A 23875-nucleotide genomic window follows, 5' to 3' on the forward strand; every position below is an offset into this window, starting at 1 on the left:
AAAATTCCAAGAATAAATATGGAATAAAAAGTCGAAAAGCTATGATTGCACGGTATCATTGGAACTAAGAAAGTAAAGAAAGTTCTCTTTATCTTGGCAACGAGTAGGGCAAAACGTGAATATTTATTTAGTTGGTGGTGCAGTTCGAGATTCACTTCTCAATATTGATGTAAAAGATAAAGATTGGGTTGTCGTTGGATCTAGCCCTAACGAGATGGGTTCACTTGGCTATCAAGCCGTTGGGCAAGATTTTCCTGTATTTCTACACCCGAAAACTAAAGAAGAATATGCACTAGCGAGAACTGAGCGAAAAAGTGGCCAAGGTTATAAAGGCTTTACTTGTTATGCCGAACCAGATGTCACTCTAGAAGAAGACTTGCTGCGCCGTGACCTTACCATTAATGCTATCGCTCAATCCGATAGTGGTGAATTGATTGACCCTTATAATGGGCAAGATGATGTAAATAATCGTCTACTACGCCACGTATCTGATGCCTTTATCGAAGACCCATTGCGTGTACTACGCGTCGCTCGATTTGCCGCCCGTTTTCATTATCTTGGTTTTACTATTGCACCAGAAACAATGGCATTAATGAAAACCTTAGTAGACAGCGGTGAGTTGTCTCACTTAACACCAGAGCGTGTATGGCAAGAATGGGAGAAGTCTCTTTCGAGTCAGCACCCTGAGATCTTTCTTTCGGTATTAAAAGAGTGTGGTGCTCTCGCCGTTGTATTACCAGAACTGGATGCATTGTTTGGTGTACCTCAACCAGAAAAATGGCACCCTGAAATTGATACGGGGATTCATACTTTGATGGTAACGCAACAAGCTGCCCTATTAAGCCAAGATTTACCGACTCGCTTCGCAGCTCAAGTTCATGATTTAGGAAAAGGCGTCACGCCAGAATCAGAATGGCCAAGTCATAAAATGCATTGCCATACTGGTATTAAACTGATTAAAACGCTCTGTGCACGAATTAAAGTTCCTAATGAGTACCGAGATTTAGCACTACTGGTTTGCGAACACCACACCAATATTCATCGAGCACCTGAATTACGAGCGCAAACCTTCATTAAGATATTCGATAAAATGGACGTATGGCGTAAACCAGAGCGCTTAGAGCCTATCTTACTCTGCTGCCAAGCCGATCATACGGGCCGATTAGGATTAGAGTCTGAGCCATACCCACAAAAAGCACGTTTTGAAATGGCGTTTGATGCTGCAAAAAGTGTGGAAGTGAAAGAAGTGGTTGCTGCTGGATTTAAAGGCGCTGAGATTAGAGAAGAGTTGAATAAAAGACGAGTTGAAGCAGTGAAGAGTAAGTTAGATATCAAATAAACTATACGCTACGCTAACTAGAACGCTTCGCTCTAGAAACTATAAAAGCAAAAGCTAAGGTTTCAGGTTTCAGGTTTCAGGAAGATCAAAACCGAGTACACCTGAAACCTGTAAGCGTAGCGTCCTGAAGCCTAGAAAATTGCCACTCTAGCCATACTGCTCTTATCGTTTCTAGTTTCTAGTTTCTAGTTTCTAAGCAAAGCTTAACCACATAAGTAAACTCGTACCTAATAGTAAGCGATAGATAACAAACGGCGTCATTCCCATACTTGAAATCAGCTTCAAGAAAAAGTGAATACAGATATAAGCACTAATAAAAGAAACCACCACACCGGTACTTAATAAACCAAAATTAATTGAAATATCACTCAGAGCCAATTTTAAACCAAGGTAAGAGCCCGCTAAGGTAATGATTGGGATAGACATTAAAAACGAAAAACGTGCAGCAGCTTCACGGGTAAAACCAAGGTAAAGTGCAGCGGTAATCGTAATACCAGAACGAGAAGTGCCCGGGATCATCGCCATTGCTTGAGCAACACCTAAAAATAACGCTTTTTTCCACGTCATCTCATATTCACCTTTGGCTAGTTCTGAGTTTTTATCAACCCACCAAAGCAATAAGCCAAATACGATCGTTGTCGTTGCAATAACCCATGCGCTGCGCAAATAGATCTCAATAAAATCTTTAAGTAACAGACCACAAAGTGCCGCTGGAATGGTTGCTAATATAATCAACCAAGCCAGTTTAGACTCTTTATTGTGTTCCTTTTTAGTAATCGAGCCTACCCACGCTGTTAATAACGTCACGACTTCTTTTCTAAAATAGATAATAACCGCCGCTAATGTTCCAACATGAACAGCGACATCAAAGGCTAAGCCTTGATCAGACCATCCAAGAACTGCAGAAGGGAGTATAAGGTGGGCAGAACTTGAAATAGGTAAAAACTCAGTAAACCCTTGCAACAAAGCAAGAAAAAAAGCTTCAAAGTACGTCATGATAGTCCATTAGAATGTTAAATTTAATAAAGCAGGTTTTAACGATTGAGAATAAGGGAACTCTGCCCATATTTCACTGATTGTACGTTCTGTACTTGGAATAATAAGATCTGGATTCAATTCCACCATAGGTAAAATAGCAAACGCGAACTTAAAAAGATCCTCTCTCGGTAACTTAGGATCTGATTCAGACACCAAATCACCATACAAAAGAATATCCAGATCTAATGTTCGATCTTGATTCTTCTGCGCATTAAGCTCTCGACCCCATTTAATTTCGATTGCACGTAATAGTGAACCTAATTCAGTCAATGAATGAGCAACGTTTAATTCCACCACTAAATTAAAAAAATTATGGCTTGAGAATCCAACAGGCTCAGCTTCATAAACCGTCGAAATCTTAGTTATGTCACCTAACGCTTTTAATTCATCAATCGCTGCTTTTACGTGTTTTTCAGGGGAAATATTGGAACCAACGCCAATATAGGTGGTGATCATTTGCTTCCTCGCTCAATCACAACCCCAACACTGTGTGCATTTACCACTGCTCCTGGTTTAGATAAATGAATGCGGATCCAAGGCACTGAAAAACGAGTCATAATAAGATCTGCGATCTCCTCTGCAACACGCTCAACTAATAAGAAGCGACCGTTTTGAATATGAGCCGTCACCGCCTCACTCACTTCTGCGTAATTTAAACAATGTTGAACATCATCAGATGCTGCTGCGGGTTTATTGTCGTGAGCCATATCAATATCTAATACGAGCTTTTGTTTAATGCCCTGTTCCCACTCATAAACGCCAATGGTTGTAATAACTTCAAGCTGTTTTATAAATACTAAATCCATCTTTGATCACACTTTTTATTAAGAGGTCGGATACCCATCAAAAGAAAAACAACGTAATATTGATATTACCTTGCTCAATATGCTGAGCAATATACTATAAAAATGATTTTTGATCGCTCCTGATCACCTAAATAAAGGCTCATTCATGACCCCTCTTGCACTAATTATGATCATCATCGCCTATCTTCTAGGATCGATCTCTAGTGCGGTTTTAATTTGTCGATTAAAAGGCTTACCCGACCCAAGAAATTCAGGCTCTCATAATCCAGGGGCAACTAATGTCTTTCGTCTTGGTGGTAAAGGAGCGGCAGGGTTAGTTCTACTTTGTGATATTTTAAAAGGCATGTTACCGGTATGGGGAGGCTACTTTCTTGAAATCAACCCTCTACTATTAGGCATCATTGCAATTTCAGCCTGCTTAGGTCACATGTACCCACTATTTTTTCACTTTAAAGGTGGCAAAGGGGTCGCAACCGCTCTTGGCGCATTAGCTCCGATAGGATTAGATCTAACGGGAATGTTATTTGGCAGTTGGGTTATCACGGTATTAGTGACTGGCTACTCTTCTTTAGCGTCAATGATCACCGCTTTACTTGCACCTTTATTTACTTGGTTAGTCAAACCTCAGTACACCCTTCCTGTTGCTATGCTTTCTTGTTTAATCGTTCTAAAACATCACGAGAATATTCGTCGATTTTTTGCAGGCGAAGAAAAGAAAATTTGGCAAAGAAAAAGGGACTAATTTAGTCCCTTCTATTATAAATCAGAAATAAAGATCATTTACGATCTTTGCTGATCACTACTATTTTGCAATTGGTTTAAGCTGATCGATAGGCCAACGTGGCTTAGCTTGAACCGCTAAATCTGTTGTCTCACCATTCTTCAAACGCTGCATACCTGCATAAGCAATCATGGCGCCGTTGTCGGTACAAAATTCAGTTCGAGGATAAAACACCTCACCACCAATTTTCTTCATCATCGCTTCTAGTTCTTGACGAAGGTAAGTATTCGCACTTACCCCACCCGCCATCACTAAACGTTTCATACCAGTTTGCTTTAATGCACGACGACATTTAATTGCTAAGGTATCCGCCACGGCTTCTTGGAAAGCAAACGCAATATCTGCACGAGTCTGCAAATCATCATCATTAGCACGAATGGTGTTTGCGGCAAATGTTTTTAGACCAGAGAAGCTAAAATCTAAACCAGGACGATCAGTCATTGGACGAGGGAATTTAAAACGACCTTTAGTGCCGCTCTCTGCTAATTTTGATAGCAAAGGACCACCAGGGTAATCTAGACCCATTAATTTAGCTGTTTTATCAAACGCTTCACCGGCGGCATCATCCACAGATTCACCAAGAATTTGATATTCACCAATGCCTTTTACTTCAACCATCATGGTGTGGCCGCCAGAAACAAGCAGCGCGACAAATGGAAATTCAGGTGGCTCATCTTCAAGCATTGGCGCAAGTAAATGGCCTTCCATGTGATGAACAGGAATCGCAGGAACATCCCATGCATACGCAATACTACGGCCAATAGTCGAACCAACTAATAATGCACCGACTAAACCTGGACCTGCCGTATAAGCAATACCGTCGATATCGTCTTTGGTCATGCCCGCATCATTTAATGCCGCTTGGATTAATGGAATTGTCTTTTTAACATGGTCACGAGAGGCCAATTCAGGGACAACACCACCGTAATCTGCGTGCAGTTTTACTTGGCTATAAAGTTGATGAGCTAATAGCCCTTTTTCATCATCATAAATCGCAACACCCGTTTCATCACACGAGGTTTCAATGCCTAAAATTCGCATATTTTTCTCAGTTACCTGTTAATTTAACGCCATATTACCTACATCACTAAGCTACCTCAAGCGACGTGATGACTAGAGAAGGTAAAATAAACAAAGAAATTACTCAATTCTTAATCAAGAATGCTTTACAAAACGCCTCGATCGGATTAAAATTCGGCACCAATTTGAATAATAGCTGGTTAATTATAACTACCAGCGAATTGACTAACACCTGAGGTGAAAGGCATATGCCAGTAGTTAAAGTACGTGAAAACGAACCGTTCGACGTTGCACTACGTCGTTTCAAGCGCTCTTGCGAAAAAGCAGGTATTCTTTCTGAAGTTCGCCGTCGTGAGCATTACGAAAAACCTACTACAGTACGTAAACGCGCTAAAGCAGCAGCTCAAAAGCGTCACGCTAAGAAGTTGTCTCGCGAAAACGCACGTCGCGTTCGCCTGTACTAATAACTTACCTAATTTAGGACTAAGTTATGGCTCTAATTGAAAAACTCAAAGACGAGCAAAAGTTAGCGATGAAAGCCAAGGATAAATTACGCCTTGGCACAATTCGTTTAGCTTTATCTGAAATTAAACAACGTGAAATCGATGGTCATACTACCTTGTCTGACGATGATATCATTGCTGTTTTAACGAAGATGGTTAAACAACGTCGTGATTCAGTATCGCAGTTCACTGCTGCTGGTCGTGATGATCTTGCTGAGAAAGAGAGTGCTGAAATTTTAGTACTTGATGACTTTATGCCGCAAGCACTAACTGATGAAGAAGTTGCTAAGTTATTAGACGAAGCAATTATCGAATCTGGTGCTGCAGGAATGCAAGATATGGGCAAGGTGATGGGCGTATTAAAACCTCAAATCCAAGGCCGCGCTGACATGGGTAAAGTAAGTCAATTAGTTAAATCTAAACTGGCTTAATAATACTCTATTTATAAAGCAAGCCGTGCTATCTTTGATATGCACGGCTTGTTTGTATCTACAGGAAAAGAAAAAAGATGTCTGGACATATCCCTCGCAGTTTTATTGATGAGCTTTTAAATCGACACGATATTGTCGATATCATTGACACAAGAGTAAAGCTGAAGAAACAAGGGAAGAACTACGGTGCTTGCTGTCCATTCCATAATGAAAAATCCCCTTCTTTTTCTGTTAGCCAAGAAAAACAGTTTTATCACTGCTTTGGCTGTGGTGTTCATGGTAATGCCATTGACTTCCTCATGGAGTTCGACCGTTTAGAATTCGTCGAAGCCATTGAAGAACTCGCCTCTATGCTTGGTCTTGATGTTCCTCGCGAACAACGTAGTGGCTTTAACGCCCCTTCAGGTCCAACGGCCAATTCAGAACAGAAACGAAGCCTATATGATTTAATGGGCGGTATCAGTCAATTTTATTTCTCCCAATTAAAATCTGCCACCAATATCCATGCTATCAACTACCTTAAAGATCGTGGCCTTTCTGGCGAAATAGTTCAGAAATTTGGTATCGGTTATGTGGCTGATGAGTGGGAATTAGTCAAAAATAACTTTGGCCGAGACAAAACATCACAAGATGCTTTAGTCAGCGGTGGGATGTTAATTGAAAGCGATAATGGCCGTCGTTATGACCGTTTTCGTGGTCGAGTCATGTTCCCAATTAGAGATCGTCGAGGTCGCGTTATTGGCTTTGGTGGTCGCGTAATTGGTGAAGGCACTCCCAAATATTTAAATTCACCTGAAACACCTATTTTCCATAAAGGCAAAGAGCTTTATGGTTTATATGAAGCGCTGCAAGCTTATAAAGATTTACCCCAAGCTCTCGTTGTTGAAGGCTATATGGATGTCGTAGCTTTAGCGCAGTTTGGCGTAGATTACGCTGTCGCCTCTCTAGGTACAGCAACGACAGGCGATCATATGCAACTTCTCTTTCGCCAAACAAGCACTGTCGTGTGTTGTTATGATGGTGACCGAGCAGGTCGAGAGGCTGCATGGCGAGCAATGGAACAAGCACTGCCATACTTAAATGATGGCCGCCAATTAAAGTTCATGTTTTTACCTGACGGTGAAGACCCTGACACCTATATTCGCCAACACGGTAAAGTTGCCTTTGAACAAGCCGTAACTCAAGCTGAATCATTAATTGATTTTATGTTTAGAACGCTGGTCGATCAGATAGATACGAGTAGTCGAGAAGGAAAAGCGAAGTTAACAACACTTGCCGTTCCTTTAATCGATAAAGTGCCCGGTGGGACTCTGCGTCTTTATTTACGTGAGCAACTTGGCAAAACGCTCGGAATTATGGATGAAAGCCAATTACAGCAACTAATATCTAAGCAAGGTGCTCCAGAAACAAAGCGCCAAGCTCAACCAGAGATGAAACGCACAGCCATGCGTGAAGTGATCACGCTGCTGTTACAAAATCCAAATTTGGCGCAATTAGTCCCAGATTTAAGCAGTGTTCAAGACATTCCACTGCCTGGCTTAAGTTTATTTCTACAATTACTTGAAAATTGCAGACATAATCCCCATATCTCTACAGGCCAATTATTAGAACATTGGCGTGGGGATAAAAGTGAAAAACTATTATCGCGCTTGGCAGTATGGGAATTACCCATAGATCAAGACAACACCCAAGATGTATTTATGGATTCACTGGACAATGTTTTGGCCCAGTGCATCAATCAACAAATTGAAAGTTTACAGACGAAAGAAAGAACGCTTGGCTTATCAGTCGAAGAAAAGCGGGAGCTGCTAGCCTTAATGCTAGAATTAAAAGCATAGAATCCCTGCATCGTCATCAACACATAAATTTGTTATTATTAATGGTTTGCATTTCGCATACTAATTCCTTCACACAGACCAGAAGTAGGATACCGTCTATGGATCAAAATCCGCAGTCACAGCTAAAATTACTTGTAATCAAAGGCAAGGAACAAGGCTATCTGACCTACGCAGAAGTTAACGATCACCTACCAGAAGAAATTGTAGATTCTGAGCAGGTTGAAGATATTATTCAAATGATCAATGACATGGGCATCAAAGTGGTAGAAACCGCACCTGATGCCGATGATATGTCATTGAATGATGATGATGCCGTAACTGATGAAGATGCAGCAGAAGCAGCTGCAGCCGCACTATCAAGTGTAGAAAGTGAAATTGGCCGTACAACGGATCCTGTTCGCATGTACATGCGTGAAATGGGTACTGTTGAACTTCTTACTCGTGAAGGCGAAATCGACATCGCTAAACGTATTGAAGAAGGCATTAATGAAGTTCAGTGTTCAGTTGCTGAATTCCCTGGCGCAATTTCATACTTATTAGAACAGTTTGATAAAGTTCAAGCCGAAGAGATTCGACTTACTGACATCATTTCTGGTTTTGTTGATCCTAATGATGATGGTTCAGCAGCACCAACAGCAACTCACATCGGTTCTGAACTGAGTGAATCTGATCTTGAAGACGAAGATAAAGAAGCTGAAGATGATGAAGACGAGGAAGAAGAAGATGTAGGTATTGACCCAGAGCTTGCTTTGGAGAAGTTCACAGAACTTCGTACGTCTTACCACAACATGCAACTTGCTTTTGAAGAACATGGTCGTGATAACGCAAAAGCACGCGTAGCGATTGGCGAGTTAACGGATGTATTCCGTGAATTTAAACTGATCCCTAAACAGTTTGATTACCTAGTTCGTGAAATGCGCGGCAGCATGGATCGTGTTCGTACACAAGAACGTTTAATTATGCGTATGTGTGTTGAATACGGAAAAATGCCTAAGAAATCATTCATTTCTCTTTTCTCTGGTAATGAATCTTCTGACGAATGGTTCAACGAAATCATCGCATCTGACAAACCATACGTGGAGCGTCTAAAGCGTTACGAAGAAGATATTCGCCGTTCAATTAAGAAAATTGACAGCATTGAGAAAGAAACTGGATTACCAGTTCTAAATATCAAAGACATCAGCCGTCGCATGTCTATCGGTGAAGCAAAAGCTCGTCGTGCGAAGAAAGAAATGGTTGAAGCAAACTTACGTCTTGTTATCTCTATTGCTAAAAAATACACAAACCGTGGTCTACAATTCTTGGATCTTATTCAAGAAGGTAACATCGGTCTAATGAAGGCTGTAGATAAATTTGAATACCGTCGTGGTTACAAATTCTCTACTTATGCGACATGGTGGATCCGTCAAGCGATCACTCGTTCAATTGCCGACCAAGCGCGTACAATCCGTATTCCAGTTCACATGATCGAAACGATCAACAAACTGAATCGTATTTCGCGTCAAATGCTACAAGAAATGGGCCGTGAGCCATTACCAGAAGAACTTGCTGAGCGCATGCAAATGCCTGAAGACAAGATCCGTAAGGTTCTGAAAATCGCTAAAGAGCCTATTTCAATGGAAACACCAATCGGTGATGATGAAGATTCGCACCTAGGTGATTTCATCGAGGATAATACCCTTGAACTTCCTGTTGATTCTGCAACTTCAACAAGCTTGAAATTTGCAACTAACGACGTTCTTGCAGGACTAACTCCTCGTGAAGCAAAAGTACTTCGTATGCGTTTTGGTATCGATATGAATACCGATCATACTCTTGAAGAAGTAGGTAAGCAGTTTGATGTAACGCGTGAGCGTATTCGTCAAATCGAAGCGAAAGCACTTCGTAAATTGCGTCACCCAAGTCGTTCAGAAGTATTACGTAGCTTCTTAGACGAATAATTAAACATAATTATTTGTTAATAGAATCAAAAAGGTGAGCTTAGGCTCACCTTTTTTCGATCTAGATGCATATTTTCAATCAAGTGATTAAAAAGCAAACGCCTTATGGCTAGACACTGTTTTCATCTTCCCCTATAATCACCACCTACAACGGCCCCTTAGCTCAGTGGTTAGAGCGCACGACTCATAATCGTTCGGTCCCCAGTTCAAATCTGGGAGGGGCCACCAAATTAGAAAAGGCTGATAAGTATTTTTACTTATCAGCCTTTTTGCTTTTTAATTTATCTTTTTTTTCTTGATGATTAGTAAGTACCCAATCAGAAGTAAAAATATAGATAGCTCTATTGCCGCCCTCATCAACCCTGAAGTACATACGGCAGCAATAATTAATGCAATAACAATCGCTAACAGTCCTTTTTTATTCATATACTCCATCCTAGAAATTATTCGAATACTATTATTGAAGATCTATCGCGCAATGAAAAATAGCGAATAGCACTATCAAAGAACCAATTGCACTATCAATGGATCACAAAAAAGCATTAATAATTGGGATATTAAATAAAGCTACCTATACTAATTGATAATTATTTTGATCATGGAGCTATCAATGAAACGACTACTTTTACCCCTTCTTATCTCTAGCACCTCTTTCTATGCTCTTGCTAACGATCAACCTAAGGTTAGCGGCTTTTATGTTGGGGCAGGTTTCGGAACATTTGGTTACTCAGAGGAAGACTCTTGGAATGACAATAATAATAACCTTCTCTCAGCAGAAGCTGATGGCAACTCAACAAAAATTTATCTCGGCTATCAATTCAATAAAATTGTTGGTATTGAAGGAACATATACCGACTATGGCACAGCCAAAGCAAAAGTGGGTAGTTATTCAATGAAACCTACCTCTATTTCCTTAGCTGCCAATTTAGGTTACACCTTTGGAAATGGCCTTAGACCTTTTGGCTTAGTTGGTATGTCGAGTTTAGATTTAAATCAAAATGAAGAACAGTTAACCGACGATAACGGAGCCGCTTTTAAGGTTGGGTTCGGTGTTGAATACACACCAAAAGCATTAAGCGGGGTTCAAATTCGAGCAGCCTATGAAGTGGATATGTATGCAGTTGAATATGAGTCAACGAATGGGTTTTACTCAGAAACCAATCTCTACGCCTTAGACTCTTTATACCTTGGTGCTTCTTATAAATTTTAATGACTAAACAGAGCATTGGTACCCCAACCTTTGCTCTTATTCTTAATAAATGAGTAAAATCTTTTTTTCCTCTCAGCTTTTATATCTTTCTTGATATACACTCCCCTTGTATCCAACACTAACTAATAAAAAAATAAAGGTTATCTATGTATAATTTAGCCAATAATCTTGAGCGTAACGCAACTTTTCGTCCTAATAATATTGCCCTCATCTTTCAAGATCAGAAAATTACTTACCAAGAATTAAATCAAAAAGTAAACGCCATTGCTGATCACTTGAGTCAACTCAATATAAAACCTGATGAGAAAATTGCTCTATCTTGTCCTAACACGCCTGAATTTGTTATTGCTTATTATGCCATTCAAAAAATTGGAGCTATCGTTGTTCCTCTGAATGTAATGCTAAAAGGTGAAGAAGTTGCTTATCACCTAAAAGATTCTGATGCGGTAGCCCTGATTTCATACCAAGGTTCGGATGCAATGCCTATCGGTCAGTTTGGCTATGAGGGCTACAGTAAAGCGGACTTTTGTGAACACTTCATCCTAATTGAAACAACACCAAACTCTCAAGAAGCAGCCGTCGCTCACTCATTTAACCAATGGTTAGAAAGCGGAAGAAAGTCTTTTGAAACAGTCTATCGTTCAGCAGAAGATAGTTGTGTCATTCTATATACCTCAGGGACTACTGGTGCAGCCAAAGGGGCTGAATTAAGTCAAAGTAACATGCTGTGTAACGCACAAGCATGTCAGTCATTGACGAATCAAAAAGGGACTGACGTGAGTATTGCGATACTTCCGCTATTTCATACCTTCGGTCAATCTCTGATCATGAACACTTCGATTCTTGCTGGTAGTGCGCTCGTTCTTATTTCTCGATTCGTACCAAAAACCGTTCTTCAACAAGTTTATGAACACAAAGTGACTCATCTTGCGGGTGTTCCAACCATGTTCATTGGTTTACTGGCTTATGCTGAAAAGCATCCAGGAGAGCACCTAAAAGAGATCGCAAAAAATCTTAAAGTCGCTATTTCAGGTGGTGCATCAATGCCAGTTGAAGTGCTAAAACAATTCGAAGAAAAACTTCAAGTACCGGTTATTGAGGGCTATGGATTATCTGAATCATCCCCTGTCGCCGCATTCAACCATTTAGAGTTTGAAAGAAAGCCAGGAAGCATTGGGCAGCCTTTACCAGGTGTCACCATGAAAGTGGTAGACAAAAATGGGCATGAACTACCAACAGGACAAGAAGGTGAGCTTGTAATTCGTGGCCATAACGTAATGAAAGGCTATTACAAAAAACCACAAGAGACCGCAAAAACAATTGTAGATGGTTGGCTTCATACGGGCGATATTGTTCGCTTCGACGAGGAGGGTTATATCTATGTCGTTGATCGCTTAAAAGAACTGATCATTAGTGGCGGCTATAATGTCTATCCACGTGAAGTAGAAGAAGTATATATGAAACACCCTTCAGTACATTTAGTTGCTGTCATTGGTGTTGAGCATCCGCGTTTTGGTGAAGAAGTAAAAGCCTTTATTATTCTTAAAGAAGGCCATTCTATTTCAGAAAAAGAACTGATTAAATGGAGTAAACAACACCTCGCTGATTATAAGTGCCCTAAACATCTCGATATTGTAGAAGCATTACCAATGACAGCAACAGGCAAAATTTTAAAGCGAATGCTAAAAGCATAAAGGTAGAGTCTACCTTCTATAATTGCAGGTATATTCCCATATAAAAAATAGGTATATACTTGCGTATCACTCCCTGATGGATACCTACTATGTCAAACAAAACAAATAAAGGCATTTGGTTTGCCTATATTGCTAGCCTACTTACCCCCTTAACTTTAATGCTATCAGGCATCATAGCCATTATTTTTGCAGGCTATCAGATGAATAAAGGCACAAATGATGAAGTTGTCGATAGCCACTACTATGCGATCATCAAAAGTTTCTTTCTATTTCTTACTTTTTTCGTCGTCCTTAGTGTTACAGCCGCAACGATGAGCGGCATGGTTGCAGGTTTAGAGTATTGGGTCCACAGCTCTATTCTTGATAAAATCTATTCAGCTATACCGGTTATCGGCGCTGTCATTTCATTACTTGCTATTGGTACTTGGTTTATAAAACTGGCCAAAGGAATGCAAAAACTTAAAGCATATCAAGCAATTGAAAATCAATAATATAAAGGCACTTTAAGTGCCTTTTTTATTTCGAGTAACAAAATAAACATTTAGCAAATATCATCACAACAAGAAAGTGATCTTCATCAGTTTTACTGTTAGAATTTGCCACCAAAAGCGATAGAAACTTACAAAAAAGATCCGACTGAAACGATGTTGAGTAATGTAAATTTGTTTTTAATATTGTGATTAAAGTGCAAATTGTTTACCTGAATCAATAATCCATTACTCTTTTCAGTCTAAACTACAGGTAATTATTAAATTTATATGCTTAGCCATAAAGATTTTGAAGATAAAACTGTTGTTATATTTCAACACTTCATCCCATTTAGGCTGAGCATTACTGCGTTTATCATTTTAAATATACTCATCTGGAGAGATTTCTCACATGAAAAAGACCAAAATCGTTTGTACGATTGGCCCAAAAACTGAGTCAGTAGAAAAACTAACTGAACTTGCAAATGCTGGCATGAACGTAATGCGCCTTAACTTCTCACACGGCGATTTCGCAGAGCACGGCAACCGTATCGATAATCTTCGTCAAGTAATGAAGAACACAGATAAGCAACTTGCTATCCTTCTTGATACTAAGGGTCCTGAAATCCGTACTATCAAACTAGAAAACGGCGATGACGTTGCTCTAGTTGCTGGTCAAGACTTCACATTTACAACTGATATTTCAGTTATTGGTAACAAAGACGTTGTTGCTGTTACTTACCCAGGTTTTGCTAAAGACCTTGAAGTTGGTAACACTATCCTTGTTGATGATGGCCTAATCGAAATGGAAGTTGTTGCAACAACTGAAACTGAAGTTAAGTGTAAAGTTCTTAACAACGGTGACCTAGGCGAAAACAAAGGTGTTAACCTTCCTGGCGTTTCAGTTAAGCTTCCAGCTCTTTCTGAAAAAGATAAAGCTGACCTTAAGTTTGGTTGTGAGCAAGGCGTTGATTTCGTTGCAGCTTCTTTCATCCGTAAAGAAGAAGATGTTAAAGAAATCCGTGAACTACTTGTTGCTAATGGCGGCGAGAACATTCAAATCATCTCTAAGATTGAAAACCAAGAAGGTGTTGATAACTTCGATTCAATCCTAGAAGCTTCTGACGGTATCATGGTTGCTCGTGGCGATCTTGGTGTTGAAATCCCAGTTGAAGAAGTAATCTTCGCTCAGAAGATGATGATCGAGAAATGTAACCGCGCACGTAAAGTTGTAATCACTGCAACTCAAATGCTTGATTCTATGATCAAAAACCCACGTCCAACACGCGCAGAAGCGGGTGATGTTGCTAACGCAATCATGGATGGTACAGATGCAGTAATGCTTTCTGGTGAATCGGCTAAAGGTAAATACCCTGTTGAAGCAGTAACTATCATGGCTCAAATCTGTGCTCGTACAGATAGAGCTCTTAAAGCAGAGCTAGGTTCTCGTCTAGACAGCCCACGTCTACGTATCACTGAAGCGGTATGTAAAGGCGCTGTTGATACAGCTGAGAAACTAAACGCTCCTGTAATCGTTGTAGCAACTGAAGCTGGTAAATCTGCTCGTTCTATTCGTAAGTACTTCCCAACAGCTAAAATCATCGCTGTAACTACTAATACTAAGACAGCTGCACAGCTTTGTCTTTCTAAAGGTGTTACTCCAATGGTTGTTGATGCTATCGATAGCACTGACGCATTCTACCTACGCGGTAAAGAGCTAGCTCTTGAGTCTGGTATTGGCGCTAAAGGCGACATCGTTGTTATGGTTTCTGGTGCTCTAGTACCATCAGGCACAACAAACACAGCATCGGTACACGTATTATAATTCATCTGAATTTATAATCGGTTATACGACATTCAATAAAAGAGGGCTTAGGCCCTCTTTTTTTATGAAATTTTATTGGCAGTAAAGATACGATACGTTATACTCGAAATCATTAACAGAACTGCAGATGGTATATATCATTCTTGGTATCTAATATATTTATAAGCCAAGTTGACATCATTCATTGCAATCAAGATTTATTAAAGAGAGTAGCGAAGTGTCTAGCCCAACCCTTACAGATAAAGTATCAAAAATGATTCACCAAGATATTCTTAATGGTGATCTGCACCCAGGTCAAAAATTGGTTGTTGCCGAACTAAAAGAACGTTACAGCGTTGGCGCATCTCCAATTCGCGAAGCACTTGTTCAGTTATCTTGGAATAAATATGTAAAACTTCAACCTCAAAAAGGCTGCTGGGTTGCTGCTATTTCATCAGAAGAACTAAAAGAATTATTCGAAGGTTTATCTGTTATTGGTAAGGTTTTACTGTCAAAAGCCATCAAAAATGGCAATGAAGCATGGGAGCTAAGTGTTCTGACTACCTTCCATAAATTAAGCAAAGTAAATCTAACTGAACCGTCATTAGAAGTTATGCTTGAATGGGAAGAACGATATTCAGCATTTCATAGTACCCTTCTTGAAGGGGCTAATGCGCCAATTATGCACCAATTCCACCAAGAGTTAACAAACCAAATTAAACGCTATCACCATCTTCAAAGTAATTATAATGAAGCGTGTAAAGAATATACTGATTTCCTAAAAGAACATGAAAGCATTATGAAACTGGCATTAGCTCGCAATGAAGAGCAAGCGATTGAATTACTAGAAAAGCACTATGTCACTACAATGGATTTACTATCGGGCTCATTTGAAGCCTAACATTCATTTATGACTAAAATAGAAAACCAGACACTATCGTCTGGTTTTTTGTTTTATGCTATATCTATTTACGACTCGGCGATTACCAACCAAAAAACTCTTTATTATGAGTACCTATCAGTAATACCATTAATAAAAAATAAATCGCACTCAGTTGAAATCCTAAAATAGCCAGGCTACCTACTGTTAGTCTTACTAAAAAATCAGTAAACATAAAGACCTCGTACTATCCTCAGCCCATTCGCTTACTCCCTACTAACGTATAGCATCCTACTATAGGCTTATTTATCAATAAGAGTAAGTATAGCTAAGCTTCTACTTTAGTCTAATGAGAAGCCAATAACTAATTAGGCTAAATCTTCCAAACTGGTGCATATTGAGATCGTATTACGACCATTAGCTTTTGATTCATACAAAGCAAGATCCGCACATTTATACGCATGATCGGTAGAAATACCGATATCCGTTAAGCCGCCGCTAACCGTCACTTGATATTTTTCTATTTGAGATACCGCAACACGAAGTCTATTGACTACCATTTCTGCATCTTTCAACTCAGTATGAGGCATAATAATAGCAAACTCCTCACCACCAATACGAGCAACAAAATCGGTATCTCTGCTCCCTCCTTTCAAAACAGATGCAACTAATTTAATAACTTCATCACCAACGTCATGGCCTTTGCTGTCATTAATTCGTTTAAAAAAATCAATATCAAAAATAACTAAACAGCATTGATGTACAGGGTAATAACGCTTAGTCAGTAACGTTTGGTTCTCTAATTCAAACTCAAATTTTCGTCTATTCCAGCAATCTGACAGCGAATCTTTTTCACTTAAATAGCGCAACTCTTTTTCTAATAATTTTCGCTGAGTAATATCGATATAAGAGATAATATAATATTGAATATCTTTACGCTTATTCTTAACCGATTGAATTCTAACTAGTAAACTTAATTCTTCTTGAGCCTTACTTAATACATCGATTTCACCTTGCCAAGCACCTAACTCTTCAACTTGTTTCCAATTATTCAATCTTTTTTGCGATTGTTCACAATTTGATGCTAATACATCAAACGTACTTTTCCCTATTGCATCGGCTGATGTATAACCACAAATTGAAGTGAATGCGGTATTTACTTTAATAATTCGCTGGTGTTTATCTGTAATAACAACGGCTGACATTCCTTCCAATGCCGATTTCGCAAGTTGGCTCTCTAAGTTTGATCGATCCCATAGCGTTAATAATATTCCAAAAGGAATAACGATTAGCCCTAGCAAAAGAAAAATAATCATCGCCTCTTCAACAACCTCTATTTGCAGGTTATAAAAGAACACATCAAGTTCTGAAGCCGGATAACATAATAAAAAATAAGCATCTTTATTCGGTTCACTTTTATCAATTGAGAAACGATAAAAAGAGTAAATATTGCCATTTAGATAAGTACTTCCTACCTGCATTTCAGACATAATACTCCACAGTTCAGGCTCTTCTGCCTTGAGTGTTTTATCCGCTCGACCATTAACTAAATGACCAAATACTTCTTCTGATTTATCAGTTAGAAGATAGTATCCATCTTGGTTAATCATCGAAGGTGAAATACTAAGCGTTGGTGAAAACTTCACAACATTAACAATACTAGCGTCACTCAACTCTGCTAATACATAGCCTTTTCTTAAACCAACAACATCAATAGGAATAAAGATCTGCATCATTGGCTTATAAACACCTGAATTAGCCAATTTACGATTAAGCACAACACCTTCCGAAAAAATGTGACCTTCTGGTAATGTTGCCAACCTCTCTAGAAGTAGATCGTTAATTGAGCTCTCATTCGTAATTCGTTTTGTCGCTTTCCCTGTTTTAGCGTCATAAGTAAACAGAAATAAACTCTCCCCACTCTCATCAACTAATTCCAATTTCGAAAAGAATTTTTCTGCTTGCATAAGGCGCAGCCAAGAAAATTCAACAGCTAGCTGAACTCGCACAGAGGGGTATAAAAAGTAGTCATATAAAGGGCGGCTTTTAGAGACAAGATCTAATGTATTCGCAATACGATTTGAAAGCTCATTAAATTCATTATGGGTATAAGCTAATTGTTGAGTCGATTCATTTTGAATTTTCTCTACAACAACTGCTTTTCTTTTTTGAAAGTCATTATAAAAATACAGTGAGGCTATGATAGAAAAAAATAGATATACGCATATTGAATAAACAACTATTTTAAGTTTTTTATGGCGCATATATTCCCTCTTCAATTTGCGGATAGTCATTCTATATTTAATTTATATAACAAACAATAAAGCCCTCTTTATAAAAAGAAGGCTTTATTAAATAAATAGCTTAGACAATATGATGCTCTACACTCTTAAGGATTTTTCTCCTCGAGCGATACCAACAACACCACTTCTCGCCACTTCCACGACTTCAGTCACTTCTGCTACCGCTGTAATAAACGCGTCAAGTTTTTCAGAAGTACCTGCTAGCTGAATCGTATATAGTGAGCTTGTTACATCAACTATCTGGCCTCGGAAAATATCAGCCGTCCGTTTTACTTCTGCTCTTGCAAAGCCACTTGCTTTCACTTTAATCAATAGCAATTCACGTTCAACATGCTCTGTCTCAGTAACTTCTTGAACTTTAATGACATCAATTAATTTATGCAACTGCTTCTGGATCTGCTCAAGTTCCATCGCATCACTCGCCGTTGTAATATTTAAACGAGAAAGCGTTGGATCTTCTGTTGGTGATACCGTTAGCGATTCAATATTGTAACCACGTTGAGAGAACAAGCCAACCACACGAGATAATGAACCTGATTCATTCTCTATTAATAGTGAAATAATATGTCTCATTAGGTTCTCTCCGTTTTACTTAGCCACATTTTATCCATTGCTTCCCCTTTGATCTGCATAGGGTAAACGTGCTCTGTTTCATCAACATTAATATCAACAAAAACCAAACGGTCTGTTAATGATAGTGCTTTTTCTAATCCAGCCTCTAATTCGTCAGGATGATTGATTCGAATACCTACATGCCCATAAGCTTCTGCAATCGCGGCAAAATCAGGCACTGACGTCATATAGGAATTAGAGTGGCGGCCTTGATAAATAATATCTTGCCACTGCTTAACCATTCCTAAAAAACGGTTATTCAGGTTGATAATTTTAACTGGGATATCATATTGTAGAGCAGTTGATAGCTCTTGAATATTCATTTGAATACTGCCATCACCAGTAACACAAATAACAACCTCATCAGGGTGAGTAAACTTCACACCAAGTGCTGCTGGTAAACCAAAGCCCATGGTGCCAAGGCCACCAGAGTTAATCCAACGTCGCGGTTTATTAAACGGATAATACAATGCCGCAAACATTTGGTGCTGACCTACATCAGAGGCAACATAAGCATCACCATTGGTTAGTCGATGAAGAGTTTCAATGACTTGCTGAGGCTTAATTCGATCAGGAGATGTTTCATAAGATAGACACTTACGATCCTGCCACACTGAAATATCTTTCCACCATGCATCTAAAGCCGCTTCATCATTGCAATCATCTTGCTCAGAAAGCAACTTAAGCATTGATTCCAAAACAACTTCCGCAGAACCTACAATAGGCACATCAACTCGTACATTTTTAGATATTGATGATGGGTCAATATCAATATGCATGATGGTCGCATCTGGGCAGTATTTATCTAGGTTGTTGGTGGTACGATCATCAAAACGAACACCAACACCAAAAATAAGATCGGCATTATGCATCGCCATATTAGCTTCATAAGTACCATGCATCCCTAACATACCTAATGCATTTTTATGGGTACCAGGAAAAGCACCTAAGCCCATAAGCGTACTGACTACAGGTAAATTAAGTGATTCAGCTAATTTAATAACGTGTTGCTCGGCTGATGAGATAACAGCTCCACCACCAATATAAAGAACTGGTTTTTTTGCAGCTAAAAGAGTTTTAAGGCCTTTTTTAATCTGACCTTTATGCCCTGTTGTCGTTGGATTATACGACCGCAATGACATCGACGTAGGATATTGATAAGGGAATTTAAACGCAGGACTCATGACATCCTTTGGGATATCAATAACAACAGGTCCAGGACGACCTGTGGATGCGATATAAAATGCTTTTTTTATAATTTCAGGAATGTCTTCGGCTTTTCTAACTAAAAAGCTATGTTTAACTATCGGGCGAGAAACACCTACCATGTCACACTCTTGAAAAGCATCAGTGCCTATCATGCTGTTTGGTACATTTCCAGAAAGCACAATCATAGGGATAGAATCCATATAGGCGGTTGCTATTCCAGTAATTGTATTTGTTGCTCCAGGGCCTGAACAAACAAGAACCACACCCGGTTTACCTGTTGCTCGAGCAAATCCATCAGCCATATGTGTTGCCGCTTGTTCATGCCTTACTAGCACATGCTGAATATCATCAGCTTTCATGTGTAGTGCATCATAAATATCCAACACAGAGCCACCAGGGTAGCCAAATATGTGTTCAACACCTTCATCAATCAGAGATTGTACAATCATCTCTGCGCCAGATAACATTTCCATATTTATCTCCAGACATAAAACCTTTAAATTAACGAAATGAATTATCGCTAAGTTAGTGGTTTACATAGTTAGGGCTTATTTTTAGCCTAAACCGACATTAATCAGATTAAAATCCTATGTAGATGCTCGTCATTAGTAACAAGAACCAACATCACGAAACAACTTTAACCTTTTATTAGCACTTTGGTCTAGAGGCTATTTATTGAAACCGATAATATGTTCAACCTTAAAAGATGAAGTAGTGATTTACTCTCATTTCGAATAACAAATAAAGAATTAAAAGCTAACATTAGGCAAATAATGAAAGATAATAAATTGTTAGACAGAACCTAATTAGGTGCTTTAGATCTCACTTTAAAGGCATAAAAAAACCAGCCTATAAAAGACTGGTTTTCTGCTTATTTAAAAAGATAGAAACGTATGATTATTTATCTTTTTTCTCTTTTGTTTCTTTTTTATCGTCATACATCTCTTCAATCTCGTCTTGGTAACGCTCATTGATCACTTTACGACGTAATTTTTGTGTTGGTGTTAATTCGCCTTTATCCATCGAAAACTCTTTAGACAATAAAGTGAATTTTTTAACTTGTTCAAAACGAGCGAGTTCTTTTTGCAGATTAGCGACACGCTTCTCAAGCATCTCAACGATTTCGCTGTTTTTCACCAACTCCATACGGTCATGATAAGCAATGTTCAACTCTTTCGCATACTCTTCTAGCGCATCGTAACAAGGTACGATAAGTGCTGATACGAATTTACGAGTATCTGCAATGACAGCAATCTGCTCAATAAAATGGTCTTTACCGATAGCGCCTTCAATGACTTGTGGAGCGATGTATTTACCACCAGAGGTTTTCATTAACTCTTTAATGCGATCGGTAATATATAGATTACCTTCGGCATCAAACTCACCAGCATCACCTGTTTTTAAGAAACCATCTTCTGTAAAGTTCAATGCCGTTTCTTCTGGTTTATTGTAGTAGCCTTTCATAACCATTGGACCACGTACAAGGATTTCGCTGCTTTCACCAATCTTAACTTCAGCACCTGGCATTAATGTGCCAATAGAGTCAGGGTGAAACTTACCATCTTCCCAGCATGAGATCGTTGCTGTCGTTTCTGTCATGCCATAACCTAATTTTACATTAACACCTAAGGCATGGAAAAAACGTCCAATAGTCGCATCAAGCTTTGCGCCACCACATGGCATGAAATTAATATTTCCACCAAGGATCATTCTAAGCTTTGACAGCACTAATTTATCAGCCACTTTGTGTGACTGTTTAAGTAACCATGATGGTTCACGCTGCTCTTGGTGACATGCTGACATTTTTGCCCCCATGTTTACCGCCCAAGTAAACATCACTTTACGATGCGCAGGAGCACGAGATACTTTTTCATGTACGGTAGAGAAAATCTTTTCATAGAAACGAGGAACGGCACACATCACCGTTGGTTTCACTTCGGTTAGCGCTTCTTTAATTAGGTTTGTATTTGGTAAGTAGCAGTTTGTCGCCCCTTTATACAAGACATAAAAGGTCCATGCGCGTTCAAATACGTGCGATAACGGTAAGAAACACAGTGACACGTCTTTTTCTGTTAATGCCAAATTAGTGTTGTGTCCCTCTAGTTGTGAACCAACATTAACATAATCTAGCATCACACCTTTTGGCTCTCCCGTTGTACCTGAGGTATAAATCAACGTGAGTAGGTCATCCATTTGTGCACTATCTAGACGAGCTTGCAACTCATCTTTGTGCATGTCATCGGCTTTAGTAATGAAATCATTCCAAGAAATACCCGCTTGGTGATCATTTAAGTCAATATCATCACTTAATGCCACAATATGAGTCAGTTGAGGGCATTGATCAAAAATAACCACAGCAGCATTGTATTGCGCCTGCTCACCAACAAATAAAATACGGATATCCGCGTCATTAAGGATATAAGCGGCTTGCTTTGGCGTGTTAGTTGGATAGATAGGTACAGGAACTGAACGCAATTGCATAGTAGCAAAATCAGCGATTGTCCAGCGAGGCATGTTATTTGAGAATATACCCACCTTTTCTTGCACATTTAACCCATGAGCCAATAGCGCTAATGATAGCGTATCCATCTGCTCTCCAAATTCACCCCAAGTAATGTCACTCCATGCAGCGCACTGAGTGTCACTCCAAGCACCACATTTACGTTCACGTAATGCTGTTGCATTGGGTTTATTTGCGATATGTTTGCGGATCTCTTTTACAATATGTAGGTTTTGAATAGTCATCTCGAATTCACCTTTAGGCTTACACTTGTAAGCTATAATCTGCACAAAGTGTACAAGTGGCAGTAAAAAAGGCAACTATTTCTCTGTATAAAATGTAAGTATTGTTGTGTGAAACTCATTTCCGCTTGCTCTATTAACAAATTGATTATTTAAAATCTACATTTTGTTTATATCGTACAGCTACCTACAAAAAAGGCAGCGTCAATTCGCTGCCTTTCTATTTATTACTTTTATTATAGCTTTAAAACATCATACCTTTGCTTGAAGCTACAACTTCTTCACCACAAATAAGCATTAGTTGATCTCTCATCCAGATATGCCCTTTGTCTTTTTGGTATGAATCATGCCAGCTTAAATAACCACTGATGCCTTTTGATTCAATCGGTAATGGAAGGATCGCAAGTTGATCACGATTAGGCATAGAATTCACCAACCATTTTGGAGCTACGGTAATTAATTCAGATTGAGAAACAACATATAAGATATTACTGATACTTGCGCCTTTATACGCTTGCTCATACAGTGAATCCATATAAATGTGATCCGCAAATCCTTTCGTATTTTCAAGACGAGCTGGCACTGCATGTTTTTCATTTGCCAATTGCTCTTTAGTAATACCGCCTTGAATACGAGGGTGATTAACTGAAGTCACAACAACAAGTTCATCCGTAAATAACTCAGTACTCATATAACCAGGTTCATCAAAGCGCACATAATCAATCACGAAATCCACTTCTTGATAACGTAGCTTTTGAGCAATTTCTGGATCATGCTCACCTGATAATTTCAGATTAATGTATGGCGATTTTTGTTGAATATCTCGCATGATGCGCGGGGCAAAACGAATATCTGATGGACTACAAATGGATAGCTTAAATTGTCTTGCTGATGTTTCAGGAGAAAAAGTAGAGCTTGGCAGCTCGTTCTTCACTAACTGCAGAGCTTGTCGCATTGGAGCAAACAGTTGACGTGCTCGCTGAGTTGGCTGAATACCTCTTCCATGACGAATAAATAGTTCGTCGTTGAACATCACTTTCAAGCGAGAAACCGCATTACTTACCGCAGGTTGCGACATCCCTAAATTTTGCGCAGCACGAGTAATATTTTGCTCCTGCATTACGGCATCAAAAACAGTTAATAAATTTAAATCAACACTGCGTAATACTTGTTCTGAACTTGCAACAGGTACGGAAATAGGGCTAGGTTCTGACATATTCATTTAATGACTCTCTCAATCGGCCAATCGGCAATTTTA

The 23875-nt window shown here is 39.2% G+C and carries 20 protein-coding genes and 1 tRNA gene; 12 read left to right on the plus strand and 9 right to left on the minus strand.

Going from position 1 to position 23875, the window contains the following annotated elements:
• Positions 1-115: 115 nt before the first annotated feature.
• Complete coding sequence (locus tag ED622_RS09805; protein ID WP_122033707.1) at positions 116-1339, plus strand: multifunctional CCA addition/repair protein; 1224 nt, start codon at positions 116-118, stop codon at positions 1337-1339.
• 192 nt (positions 1340-1531) lie between these two features.
• Here ED622_RS09805 and ED622_RS09810 read toward each other — a convergent pair whose 3' ends face one another.
• From ED622_RS09810 to folB, 3 genes are read right to left on the minus strand one after another with little or no spacing between them, the layout of a single operon-like run.
• Positions 1532-2335 (minus strand): undecaprenyl-diphosphate phosphatase, encoded by an 804-nt coding sequence (locus tag ED622_RS09810; protein WP_122033708.1) that lies wholly within the window; start codon positions 2333-2335, stop codon positions 1532-1534.
• 9 nt (positions 2336-2344) lie between these two features.
• Positions 2345-2833 (minus strand): 2-amino-4-hydroxy-6-hydroxymethyldihydropteridine diphosphokinase, encoded by a 489-nt coding sequence (gene folK, locus ED622_RS09815; protein ID WP_122033709.1) that lies wholly within the window; start codon positions 2831-2833, stop codon positions 2345-2347.
• Positions 2830-3183 (minus strand): bifunctional dihydroneopterin aldolase/7,8-dihydroneopterin epimerase, encoded by a 354-nt coding sequence (gene folB, locus ED622_RS09820; protein WP_122033710.1) that lies wholly within the window; start codon positions 3181-3183, stop codon positions 2830-2832. Before folB ends, folK begins: the two co-directional genes overlap by 4 nt.
• A gap of 145 nt (positions 3184-3328) precedes the next feature.
• Between folB and plsY the strand changes: the two genes are divergently transcribed.
• Positions 3329-3925 (plus strand): glycerol-3-phosphate 1-O-acyltransferase PlsY, encoded by a 597-nt coding sequence (gene plsY / locus ED622_RS09825; RefSeq protein ID WP_122033711.1) that lies wholly within the window; start codon positions 3329-3331, stop codon positions 3923-3925.
• Positions 3926-3985: 60 nt separating this feature from the next.
• Here the strand turns inward: plsY and tsaD are convergent, their stop codons facing one another.
• Complete coding sequence (gene tsaD / locus ED622_RS09830) at positions 3986-5005, minus strand: tRNA (adenosine(37)-N6)-threonylcarbamoyltransferase complex transferase subunit TsaD (RefSeq protein WP_045101147.1); 1020 nt, start codon at positions 5003-5005, stop codon at positions 3986-3988.
• A gap of 227 nt (positions 5006-5232) precedes the next feature.
• Here tsaD and rpsU point away from each other — a divergent pair, with 227 nt between their 5' ends.
• From rpsU to ED622_RS09885, 10 genes are all read left to right on the plus strand, one after another.
• Positions 5233-5448, plus strand: coding sequence for a 30S ribosomal protein S21 (gene rpsU / locus ED622_RS09835; RefSeq protein ID WP_005421025.1), 216 nt, complete (start codon positions 5233-5235; stop codon positions 5446-5448).
• A gap of 26 nt (positions 5449-5474) precedes the next feature.
• Positions 5475-5918, plus strand: a complete 444-nt coding sequence (locus tag ED622_RS09840; protein WP_122033712.1) for a GatB/YqeY domain-containing protein — start codon at positions 5475-5477, stop codon at positions 5916-5918.
• Positions 5919-5995: 77 nt separating this feature from the next.
• Positions 5996-7756 (plus strand): DNA primase, encoded by a 1761-nt coding sequence (gene dnaG / locus ED622_RS09845; RefSeq protein ID WP_122033713.1) that lies wholly within the window; start codon positions 5996-5998, stop codon positions 7754-7756.
• Between the two features lie 98 nt (positions 7757-7854).
• The gene (gene rpoD, locus ED622_RS09850) at positions 7855-9696 is read left to right on the plus strand and encodes an RNA polymerase sigma factor RpoD (RefSeq protein ID WP_254052620.1); all 1842 of its coding nucleotides are present in this window, start codon (positions 7855-7857) and stop codon (positions 9694-9696) included.
• A 152-nt stretch (positions 9697-9848) separates the two neighbouring features.
• Positions 9849-9924: transfer RNA gene (locus tag ED622_RS09855), tRNA-Ile, on the plus strand.
• Positions 9925-10306: 382 nt separating this feature from the next.
• A complete protein-coding gene (locus tag ED622_RS09865; protein ID WP_122033716.1) occupies positions 10307-10906 on the plus strand; it encodes a porin family protein in 600 nt (199 codons plus the stop codon).
• 146 nt (positions 10907-11052) lie between these two features.
• Positions 11053-12600 (plus strand): long-chain fatty acid--CoA ligase, encoded by a 1548-nt coding sequence (locus tag ED622_RS09870; RefSeq protein ID WP_122033717.1) that lies wholly within the window; start codon positions 11053-11055, stop codon positions 12598-12600.
• Between the two features lie 89 nt (positions 12601-12689).
• Positions 12690-13091: a hypothetical protein gene (locus ED622_RS09875; RefSeq protein WP_122033718.1), complete on the plus strand. Its 402-nt coding sequence runs from the start codon at positions 12690-12692 to the stop codon at positions 13089-13091.
• Positions 13092-13479: 388 nt separating this feature from the next.
• Positions 13480-14892: a pyruvate kinase PykF gene (gene pykF, locus ED622_RS09880; protein ID WP_122033719.1), complete on the plus strand. Its 1413-nt coding sequence runs from the start codon at positions 13480-13482 to the stop codon at positions 14890-14892.
• Between the two features lie 217 nt (positions 14893-15109).
• A complete protein-coding gene (locus tag ED622_RS09885; RefSeq protein ID WP_122033720.1) occupies positions 15110-15772 on the plus strand; it encodes a GntR family transcriptional regulator in 663 nt (220 codons plus the stop codon).
• A gap of 347 nt (positions 15773-16119) precedes the next feature.
• On the opposite strand, the gene ED622_RS09895 is transcribed toward ED622_RS09885, so the two are convergent.
• From ED622_RS09895 to leuO, 5 genes are all read right to left on the minus strand, one after another.
• Positions 16120-18015 (minus strand): sensor domain-containing diguanylate cyclase, encoded by a 1896-nt coding sequence (locus ED622_RS09895; protein WP_122033722.1) that lies wholly within the window; start codon positions 18013-18015, stop codon positions 16120-16122.
• Positions 18016-18132: 117 nt separating this feature from the next.
• Entirely contained in the window at positions 18133-18627 is a 495-nt protein-coding gene (gene ilvN, locus ED622_RS09900) for an acetolactate synthase small subunit (protein ID WP_122033723.1), read from the minus strand.
• Positions 18627-20348: an acetolactate synthase 3 large subunit gene (locus ED622_RS09905; RefSeq protein WP_122033724.1), complete on the minus strand. Its 1722-nt coding sequence runs from the start codon at positions 20346-20348 to the stop codon at positions 18627-18629. Before ED622_RS09905 ends, ilvN begins: the two co-directional genes overlap by 1 nt.
• A gap of 424 nt (positions 20349-20772) precedes the next feature.
• Positions 20773-22620, minus strand: a complete 1848-nt coding sequence (locus ED622_RS09910; RefSeq protein ID WP_122033725.1) for a long-chain fatty acid--CoA ligase — start codon at positions 22618-22620, stop codon at positions 20773-20775.
• A 241-nt stretch (positions 22621-22861) separates the two neighbouring features.
• On the minus strand, positions 22862-23839 hold the full coding sequence (gene leuO / locus ED622_RS09915; protein WP_254052621.1) for a transcriptional regulator LeuO: 978 nt from the start codon (positions 23837-23839) through the stop codon (positions 22862-22864).
• Between the last annotated feature and the right edge of the window lie 36 nt (positions 23840-23875).

Origin of the sequence: Aliivibrio sp. EL58, from assembly GCF_900312675.1 — a bacterium.
Classification (GTDB): Bacteria; Pseudomonadota; Gammaproteobacteria; order Enterobacterales; family Vibrionaceae; genus Aliivibrio.